Source organism: Sulfurospirillum oryzae (assembly GCF_025770725.1).
Lineage (GTDB): Bacteria > Campylobacterota > Campylobacteria > Campylobacterales > Sulfurospirillaceae > Sulfurospirillum > Sulfurospirillum oryzae.
Window position 1 is genome coordinate 1 of record NZ_JANZKZ010000004.1, and the last position, 10474, is coordinate 10474.

Annotated in this window: 8 protein-coding genes; 7 read left to right on the plus strand and 1 reads right to left on the minus strand. The window is 32.7% G+C overall.

What is annotated here, in order from left to right:
• Positions 1-344: twin-arginine translocation signal domain-containing protein (locus N0B29_RS10190; RefSeq protein WP_263833618.1), on the minus strand; the 344-nt coding region annotated here is incomplete at its 3' end.
• 325 nt (positions 345-669) lie between these two features.
• Here N0B29_RS10190 and N0B29_RS10195 point away from each other — a divergent pair.
• The 7 genes from N0B29_RS10195 (at position 670) to N0B29_RS10225 (ending at position 10463) form a co-directional block, all read left to right on the plus strand.
• Complete coding sequence (locus tag N0B29_RS10195; RefSeq protein ID WP_263833619.1) at positions 670-1338, plus strand: TnsA endonuclease N-terminal domain-containing protein; 669 nt, start codon at positions 670-672, stop codon at positions 1336-1338.
• Positions 1325-3223, plus strand: coding sequence for a TnsB C-terminal domain-containing protein (locus N0B29_RS10200; protein WP_263833620.1), 1899 nt, complete (start codon positions 1325-1327; stop codon positions 3221-3223). The genes N0B29_RS10195 and N0B29_RS10200 overlap by 14 nt, the downstream gene beginning before the upstream one ends.
• A complete protein-coding gene (locus N0B29_RS10205; RefSeq protein ID WP_263833621.1) occupies positions 3220-4089 on the plus strand; it encodes a TniB family NTP-binding protein in 870 nt (289 codons plus the stop codon). Before N0B29_RS10200 ends, N0B29_RS10205 begins: the two co-directional genes overlap by 4 nt.
• Positions 4086-5264, plus strand: coding sequence for a TniQ family protein (locus N0B29_RS10210; RefSeq protein ID WP_263833622.1), 1179 nt, complete (start codon positions 4086-4088; stop codon positions 5262-5264). Before N0B29_RS10205 ends, N0B29_RS10210 begins: the two co-directional genes overlap by 4 nt.
• Positions 5265-5531: 267 nt before the next feature.
• On the plus strand, positions 5532-6374 hold the full coding sequence (locus tag N0B29_RS10215; protein WP_263833623.1) for a DUF4007 family protein: 843 nt from the start codon (positions 5532-5534) through the stop codon (positions 6372-6374).
• Complete coding sequence (locus N0B29_RS10220; RefSeq protein WP_263833624.1) at positions 6371-9625, plus strand: DUF6079 family protein; 3255 nt, start codon at positions 6371-6373, stop codon at positions 9623-9625. Before N0B29_RS10215 ends, N0B29_RS10220 begins: the two co-directional genes overlap by 4 nt.
• Positions 9618-10463 carry a phosphoadenosine phosphosulfate reductase family protein gene (locus tag N0B29_RS10225; RefSeq protein WP_263833625.1) on the plus strand — a complete coding sequence of 282 codons (846 nt, stop codon included), beginning with the start codon at positions 9618-9620 and terminating at the stop codon, positions 10461-10463. Before N0B29_RS10220 ends, N0B29_RS10225 begins: the two co-directional genes overlap by 8 nt.
• Positions 10464-10474 lie beyond the last annotated feature (11 nt).

Here is a 10474-nt window from a genome sequence, read left to right on the forward strand (position 1 = left end):
AATTGTTTCGTTGCAGGCATCCATGTTGGAATACAGCCTAAATGGGTACAAAGCCCTATCATGACAGCATAGTGTTTATTGCCCGCTACAATGTCACGTTTCTCGTTCTTAGGCATATCCGCACTTTTTCTCAAGATGAAAATAGGCTTGCCCCTCCATTGGATCGTTTGCACTTCTCCTTCTTTCATTGGAGAGAGATCAACGGTGATGAATCCAGCAGACTGTACACTTGGAAGTGGATCCCAAGTCTTTTTCATAGCGCCAAGGGCTATGACCCCACCTGCCGCTGCAAAACCGCCGAATGCCATGCCTATAAAGTCTCTTCTGCTTGTTTCAACAGCCATTCTTTGTTCCTTTCGTGTAGTTTAATTTGTAACCATTTTATCGCATCATTTATTAAGAATCTATGACACACGTCAATTATATATTTGTTGCAATTTTATTTTTTATTAAAAATGTTGATATAAATAAAGTTTGATAATTTATATTTTCATATTTTGTTCCATTGTACACTATTTTTATATTGGCTGAGATTAACAATTGTAAGTAAAGCAGGTTTGTTTAAAAAAAAATAGTCTAATATATTTGCATTAAAGTTTGATAATGCGCAGAAATAAAATATTTTTCTTGATTAAGTGGTATAATTATCCAAAGGAGATAATATCAGACATGGAAGCAGATCATAAAGTATTTTCTCAGCGTAAAATAACAAAAAATTATCGCTCTGTTACAGGATCTTTCCCAAGTGTAAAAAATAAATCCTCTATAGCTTTTGAGTCACTTCTGGAAAGAAGTCTCTTCTTGACGCTAGAATTTGACAACTCAGTAGAAACTTACATAGAACAGCCACAACTTAAAATTGATTATGATGGTAGTATACGAACATACAGTGCTGATTGCCTCATTAAATATTGCAAAGATACTTTGAAAAAAGAGACTATCGTTGAAGTGAAATATCTTACTGAAATCAATAAAGACAAAGAAAAATTTGAACAAAAGTTTAAAAGTATTCAAGCATCCGTAGAATATATGGGAATGGAATTTATACTCTACACTGATGAAACTTTTCCAAAAAGTTATATTGAAAATCTTGACTTCTTATATCGCTATAAAACACAATCATTAGATACTAGAAATGATGAAAAAATTTTGGATTTTGCAAAAGAACCTATGACTGCTTTTCAATTAGCTAACTTGATTGCTCAATCCAAGATGGAATATTTGCAAGTTGCAAATGCTATTTGGAGCCTAGTGTCCAATGGAAAATTATGCACAGATTTTTATCAAGATGAATTGACTATGAATTCACTAGTTTGGATAAATCATGAACGTTATTAGCTTTAAAATTGGCACAAGCGTGTTTCATCAAGATAAACTTTACACGATTAAAGCATATCCATCATTTAATGAAGTGCTTTTGAAATCTGTTGAAAAGCCTTATAAAGAGTGCATTGTTAAGGTGAATACACTTATCAAAGAATCGAAAAATGCAACTTCAAAGGTTGAGCATCTAGTTGATTTGGATGACAAAGAATACAAAAAGGCACTAGAGCGATATCATATTATAAAACCACTACTTGATATTGAAAAACGATCAACCCAAGATATACAAACAGTTGCCGATAAACATAGCAAAGGGGTGGCTACTATTTATCGATGGCTAGAGAAATATGAAACCTATGGAACAGTGAGTTCATTGGCAACTGCATATAAAAATTGTGGTGGAAAATTGAAAGGACGCCTAGATAAATCTGTTGAGGCAATTATTGAGTCTGTGTTTGAAGATTTTTATTTGGATGAGCAACAATATCCTATTTCAGTTATCTATCAAAAAATAGTTGAAAAGTGTCGCTATGCCAATCAAACTCCACCTACTGATAATACTATTCGTACACGTCTAAAAAAAATACATCCAAAATTAGTTGCCAAATATCGTAAAAATGTTAGTGTGCGCGATACAAGAGGAATGCCTGGAAAATTCCCAAAAGTCAAAATGCCCTTGGATATTATCCAGATCGATCACACAAAAGTTGATGTTATGCTCGTAGATGAAATTACAAGAGAAACGATTGGCAGACCTAATATTACGGTTGCAATTGATGTTTATAGCCGAATGATTTACGGTTTTTATATTTCATTAGAATCAATTAATTTTTTTAGTGTAGGACAATGCTTACTGAATGCGATTTTACCCAAAGAAGATCTTCTGCATTACCACAACATTCAAGGAGAATGGCCAGTGTATGGCTTGCCTCGCAAAGTACACATGGATAATGCCAAAGAGTTTCGTTCAACCTCATTAGAGAAGTTTTGTCAAGAATACAGCATCGAAAATCAATACCGACCTGTAGCACATCCTGAATACGGTGGTATGATTGAACGTGTGATTGAAACACATATGAAAGCAGTGCATCAATTACCAGGAACCACATTCTCTAACATAAAACAAAAAGGTACCTATGATTCTGAATATCATGCAAGCATGACAATTCAAGAACTAGAGCAATGGTATCTTGACTTTGTGATTAATATTTATCATAAAACCGAACACAGCTCGCTTGGAATGAGCCCTGAGGAAAAGTTCTATCAAGCGTTTTTAGGTGTGGGTGATGGAACAATTCCATTTTTGCCATCAGCCCCTGCAAATACAATAAAGCTTCGCATGGCTCTTTTACCAGCTTTTGAGCGCACCGTTCAGAAAAATGGCATTACCATTGATTACATTACGTATTTTTCTGAAACACTTCGGAAGTGGATTGTTCCTTCGGAATATAAAAAACTCTCTGCTAAAATTCACACAAAATCTGTCATGTGCCGAAGAGATCCTAGAGATATTAGTAAATTATATGTGTATGATCCAGATATTAATGATTATATTATTGTCCCCTATAGTGATATTCGAAAACCAGCAATCAATTTATCAGAGCTTCGAAAATCTATTGCTGATGCAAAAAAAGAAGTGATAGGGCGAGAACTAGAGATGCATGATATTTTTAGAAGTTACGAAAGATTGAGCACCTATGTTGAAAAAGCAAAACGCGAAAAGCGTTCTACACTAAGGCGCAATAGTTCAAAGCAACATACGAAAAAGATACTTGAGTACGAAGAGAAAATCTTGAAAAAAGAGCCAATATCTCGTGATGAAAAGCTGATTATTCAAGAAATAGATGATGATGATGATAGAGAAGGGTATGATTATTACCCTGTGGATGAAGTATTATGAGTAGTCGACGTCTCACAAAAGCGGCCCTAAGCTATTTAGAAAAAAGTGATGCAGAAAGAGTAGCATATTGTAAAAAAGACCAGTGGATTACTTATGCTTCGGCAATGAAACTTCTTGAAATATTAGAAGATAAGTTTCATGAACCAAGTCAATTGAGAAATGAAGGCTTATTGGTCTATAGTGATTATAATAATGGTAAAACAGCTATTTTAAAAAAATTTTATACTAAGCATAAAGCCTCCTTTGAAACAATAAATGCTAAAGAAGAGTCAGTACATGAAATTCCAATTATCTATTTTGAAGCCCCATCCATACCCGATGAAGGTAGACTCTACTCTCTCATCCTCGATGAATTATGTGTTCCACATAAAGTCAGTGAAAAAGCTATGGAAAAAGCGCGCTTAGTAGAACATTATCTGCGTAAACTTAATACAAAAATGATATTAATTGATGAAATTCATAGCGCATTAACAGGCAACCTCAATAAACAACGAACATTTATCAATGATTTAAAACACATTAGCAATAAACTCTCTCTTGCTATTATTCTTGCAGGAACACGCGATGCTTTTTCTGCTTTAACAATTAATGATGAAATTGCATCGCGCTTCCCATCAGTAGAGCTACCTCGTTGGAGCAATAATAGAAAATTTCGTTCATTTCTTGCTTCGTATGAGAGTTGTTTACCGCTTAAAGAAGCATCAAATATAGCCGATAATCTACCTTTAGTGGATATTATTTACCAAGAATCAGAAGGATTAATTGGTAAGACTGTCAATTTAATGAAAAAAGCAGCTGTAAAAGCGATTAAATCGGGTCGCGAAAGAATAACTGCTGCTGAGATTGAGTATTTGCCAAAATTATGAGACGTAAGGGATGGGTTGATGGGTATGATTGCTTAATCATTCCTCATCCTTATCCTGATGAACTGTTAAGTTCATGGTTAACACGAACGGCTTTCGCTCATGGCTATTCTCTAACAACCTTTCTTTCTTTGTTTATCAAACATGATGGCAGTGCACTTAGTCGTATAGACTTAGATTTTAATGACACTAAGGCATTGATAAGCCAGCTTGCCTCCAAATGCCACTTGAATGTGCAAACACTCCAGTCATTAAGCCTACGCAGCGAAGAAGGGTATCTTTTTGAGGGAGATAGTGCTACGCTGTATCCGCCCAAGCAAATTCGAAAACTCAAAGATAAACGAACGCATTATGGACTGATGTTTTGTCCAAAATGTTTAGCTGAAGATTCCCAACCGTATTGGCGTAAGCAATGGCGGTATCTTTTTTATAATGCTTGCCCAAAGCATCGTGTATTTTTAATGGATCGTTGTTGGGTGTGTTATGAACGAGTTCGTTTTTCAAAAATGAAACCATCGGAAGAGATAGTGTATTGCAGCAGGTGTGAGCATGATCTCAGACAAACGCTAACGCACCCTATAAGTATGGAACAATCTTTTGGTATACAAGCGATTGAATGGTTTGAACAAGGATTAAAAGAGGGGTATTTTGAGATTAACAATACAAAAATATCCTCTTTATTTGTCTTTCATGTCTATAATCTACTTTATTACAAAATAGCTTCATTGAAAGATGCGCTGCGTTTTGAGGCATTTCCTATGATTGATGCCTATAATCAATTGTATTCAAAAGAAGCGCATTATCATTCAAAAAAAGCGACTTTGATTTATAAAAATTTTTATCTTACAGCTATGATTCACCAGCTATTTCAAAACTTCCCAATAAACTTAATACAATTTGCAAAAGACAATAACTTAACACATCGAGATTTCTTACACAGCACAAAGATAGCTCCTTTTTGGTTTAAAGAAGCAATCGATCAATCTATCCCTTTACAAGATACGGTTGGCAGAATTATCAGTGAAAATGAAGTCAAAGGTGCAATCAAATACCTTAAAAGTATCGGAAAAAATATAAATCAGAAAAATGTAGCGGATATTTTAGGCTGCCATTTTACGCTTCATAAACAGTTTGTGGCGTTGTATAAAACTATGGCATTGCGATATGGGAGAATATGAATATTCATCAAAGTATAATGTTTCTTTTGTAATAATCCAAAACACTTATTTCATTTCTATAATTATTATGTATATAGAAGAGAATTAAAAAAAGCAATACTCTTAAATGGATTAGGACAAATCAAAGTTGGTTTGATAAAAGTAAAGAAAGTAATCTACTAATTGCTACTATGTGTGAAATTATGTATTAATTTCTATGTTAAGAATTCAAATAATACAATATATTTTTAAACTACATTTATGAGTCAAAAAAGGGTAAGATATAAAATGATATTTAACAAAATATCCTTTTCAGGACATGAGAAATTTGATTGTAAAGCTTCTTGGCTTTGTTTAGCATATCGCGATGTAAATGTCATACAAGGACATATAGAAACTGCTATTGAGTTAACAGGGATAGGTAGCAATAAAGTTAAATCCTTACGTCAATGGGTACATAAATTAGGGTTATTTGATGGTGGAAAGTTTAATGAATTAGCAGTCCTTATTTTTTCTCAAGATCCTTATCTTGAAAAAGTTGATTCTCTTTGGATTTTGCATACATTTTTGACGCAGAATATTGAAAAGGCAACTCTGTATCATCTTTTTTTTAATCAATTCTTTTTCACAACATTTACAAAAGATTCTCTTCAATTAAAATTAGAAAAGTGGTGTAGTGAGCATCAAATAAGAATGTCTGTAACTACGCTAGAAAGTGATATAACTATTCTGACAAAGATGTATCTCAAAAATAATGATAAAGACCAATTTTCAGCAAGTCTATTTCATGATTTAAATATTCTTCACAAAGTAGATAATGAATACATCGTAAATTTAAAAAATCCAGCTCTCTTATCTGATAAAGCATTTTTATTTATTTTTTGTTATTTCATTCGGTATCATAAAGGTAGCACAATTTCTGTAAAAGATTTACAATTTGGACAGAATAGTTTACAAAACACTTTATGCTTGACAGAAGAAAAACTATTAGAAAAATTAACCAAGTTGAGTGTTCTTACAGATAATCAAATTGTGTATCAAGAAGCAGCAGGGATAAAACAAATTTACATTCATCATTTACCAACGCTCCAAGAAGCACTTGCAAATGTTTATGGCAAGGAAGTTGCGTGAAATATTCTGAAATTTTCAACATAGCATCAAATTTCCGAAGATCAACAAATATACTGTATGATACGAATTGTGACTCATATATTTTATCTACTTCTTCTGTTGAGGCGCTACGCAGAATCTTCATAGGTAGTGCATCGAGTTCTATCGCAATTACTGGTCCTTTTGGATCTGGTAAATCATCACTATTGCTTTTTCTTGAGGCACTTCTTTCTAAAAAAACTGAGCATGCAGTTTGTATTCAAAAGCTACATAATAAAGAACCTGAGATATATAAACATTATCAAGATCTTGTTGGAACTCATGTCAAAGGTTTTTTGACTATTAAACTGATCGGTGAACATCTATCTTTCAAAAAAATTTTCATTGCTGCTTTATATGCAAAAAAAGAGTTAAAAGCCACACATCAATTTATCAAGACAAATGAAGAAATATCATTTCTTTCTTTACTTGAAATTTTTAATGATGAAGTTATCAAGCTTGGATATAGTGGAATCTCAATTTTCATTGACGAACTTGGAAAAATTATTGAATATGCTTCTGAAAAATATCTTGATTCAGATATTCACGCTTTACAAGATTTAGCAGAGTTTGCAAATAAGCATAAAAATTATCGTCTAGTAGTTGCATTGCATAAGAGTTTTAAAGACTACGTACAAAATACGTCCAGTATATCGTTTACAGAGTGGGACAAAATTCAAGGACGTTTTGAAAATATTGTTTTTCAAGATGATTTTTATGAGCTTATGCATATTTTTGAAGAGGCAATTACTGTCACTAATAATGCAGCCATTACAAGTATTCAAGCGCATGTTCTTAAACTCTTTAAAGATTACAAAAAGCATGTTTCACATAAAAGTATTCCTGTCAACGAAGTATCATTACAAAAGCTAGCACCATTGCACCCATTTACGGCACTTGCGCTTTTTCATATATTCTCTAAATATTTTCAGAATCAACGTTCAGTTTTCTCATTTTTGTCAGCTCAAGAGCCTTATTCATTTCAAAACTTTATTTCCGAAGAACAAACAGAGTCATCTCTTTATACATTACCGATGCTCTTTGATTATATCAATTATTTATTGAATGCCTATCGCGTCAACATGATTGATCAAGAGTCCTGGAATTTGGCTAATGAGTATCTTGATAGTGCAAATATTTTAACAAATACACAGAAGAATATTATCAAGTCTATTGCACTTGTTTCTGCTTTTAAACTAGAACATCTAATTCAACTTGATGATTACTCTTTACCGTTAGCTTTACCAGGTTCACAGAATGTACAAGAGTCTATTCACGCATTATTAGACAAGGGTTTAATACTTCATAAATTGGCTACTAATGCCTATGCTCTAATTGAAGAAACAAGTATTGACATTAATACTGACCTTGCAGCAATTATAAAAGGACAAATCAAAACGGATTTCGAGGCTGAGATTAATAAGTTGATTCATGAAGACAAAGTCTTGGCTAAACGTTTTTATATCAATACAGGAACGGCAAAGTTTTTTACAAAAAAATTTATAGAAACAGATCTTACAAAAAGCCTCACTGATACTTTTGAGTTAATATATGTAAGTACTGATGTATCAGAAAACCAACTTATAGAAGCAAGCAAAAAAAATCCCACAAGTATTTATATTCCATTACCACTAACTCGACAGCTAAAAAGCATTATTGAACAATCAATAGCGATTGAGACGATGTTAAAACGCAAAGATGTACAATCAAATCAACTAGTTCGTAAAATTTTGCACAACATGCTCCACACAAATAAAAATGAAATAGATAAGATTCTAGAAATCAAAGAGCAAATGTATTTTAGCGGAAGAGTACATCCTTTTACATCAGAACTGCTACAAAAAAGTATTTCTGATATCCTTGAAAAAGCTTATATAAATATGCCAGTCATCATTAATGATCTTGTGAATACTATTAATCGTGAACTGTCTGTACCACCTGGTGTCAAAATGCTCTTTAAGCATATGCTAGAGTGTGAAAATGACGCTGATTTAGGTATAGATAAAACGCCACCAGAAAAGGCCATTTATTTATCGGTAATGAAAAGATCTGGTCTCCATTTATTCAACGTGAAAAATCAAAAATGGGAATTTTTTAATCCAGATCAATGTAATTTCGCACCATCTTGGCAAATGCTCATGAATCAGATGAAAAAGAGTCAGACCCTTAGCGTGGTAACACTGATCAATACATTGACTGAAAGTCCATTTGGCTTGAATGATGATGCTGCAAAGTTTGTTGTCTTTTTATTTTTAATTGTCAATGAATCGCGTATCCATTTTTTTAGAGAAAATACTTATCAATTTGATTTCGATATTGACCAAGTAATGGATATTTGGAAAAATACAAAACTTTATACTGTTCGATGGTATGAACTTTCGAAAGATGAAGAAGCAATTTTTGCACAATATATTTGCATCTTTGATCAATACTTTGATGCAAGTTATTCTAGGCAAAATATCAAGTTTGTCTTCCAAAAGCTCTTTACAAAACTTAACATGCTTCCAAAATACTGCCATCAAACTCAAAAGCTTTCTGATAATGCAATTAAGCTGAGATCTAGCATACTTTCTTCAAAAGAGCCTCATGTATTATTTTTTGAGCTATTCCCAAAGGCTATTGGATTTGATTCCCTTACAAGTGCCAATGTAGGTGAGTTTACTGATTCTTTTAAGCAAGCATTCAATGAAATCGTTTTCTCGTATAAATCAATGGTTCTGGAGCTTGAACAAACAATGGTAAGTGTCTTCAATTTTGCTAGTAAACATTACCCTTTTGAGAATGAACTTGACCATATTTTAGAGAAATATTTGAAACAAAATGATGATAAAAATATAAATGATATTTCACGTATATCTAAATCCGCAAATGATTTAGTTTCATTTCTCAATGGGATATCGCTTGTGTTAATGCATAAAAAAATAGATGATGCATTTGATAATGATGTCCGAGATTTGAAGCGAAAGATTAAATCATTTGCTCAACATATCCTTTCAAAACTTGATATTATTGAATTAATGAATGAACGACAGGTAGATGTTAAAAAACTAACAGTCTCTGCTCTCAATAGTGAAAATAATATGGTGGTTTCTGTGGATAATAAAAAGATATTAGAGCTAAGCCAGCACGCAGAAAATATTTTATACAATTTCCCACATAATCTATCAAAAGATGAAAAGCTTTATTTAATTGCATTACTCGCAGAAGAAGCTTCAAAGGAAAATAATGAATAGGATTCGGCATATTCTGTCTATATCAGGAGGAAAAGATAGTGCAGCGTTAGCATTTCATCTAAGAGACACTCGCCCTAATATTGAATTTGAATATGTTTTTTTTGATACAGGAGAAGAACTTCCTGAAACCTATGCTTATCTTGAAAAATTAGAACGTGCATTAGGTATTACAGTAAAAAAAATTTATCCAAAAAAAAGTTTTAGTGACCTTTTAAAACAATACAATGGATTTTTACCATCACCAACAGAGCGATGGTGTACACGTAATTTAAAACTAGAAGCATTAATTGACTATGTCAAAGAAGGTACAATCTATAATTATATAGGTATTCGAGCAGATGAGAATCGAACTGGACTTGTGCCCCATCGAGAAAATTTTTATACGGTCACACCATTTGTTGAAGATGGAATAACATTAAATGACGTCAAACGTATTCTTCATGAAAATGGTGTAGGATTACCTGAGTATTATACACCTGAATATGATAAAAAATTTGATATTTCCTATAATCGAACACGTTCTGGTTGTTATTTTTGTTTCTTTATGCGCCAAATTGAATGGGTATGGTTACTTGAAAAACATCCTGAAAAATATTGGGATGCTGCTAATTTTGAAAAAAATGGATACACATGGATTCGAGACATGTCTCTTGAAGAATTTGCAAAACCAGAAAATATAGATCGAGTTAAAGAGTCATATAAAAAATATGAAGAATATAAAAAAAGCCACAAGATAAAAAATGGCACCATGATGGAAGAGATGGCATTCTTAGCACGTCATGATAAAGATTTAGATGATTTTGAAAATGATCAATTTTGTAGCATGTGCGCGCTCTAGAAAGTAGTAAA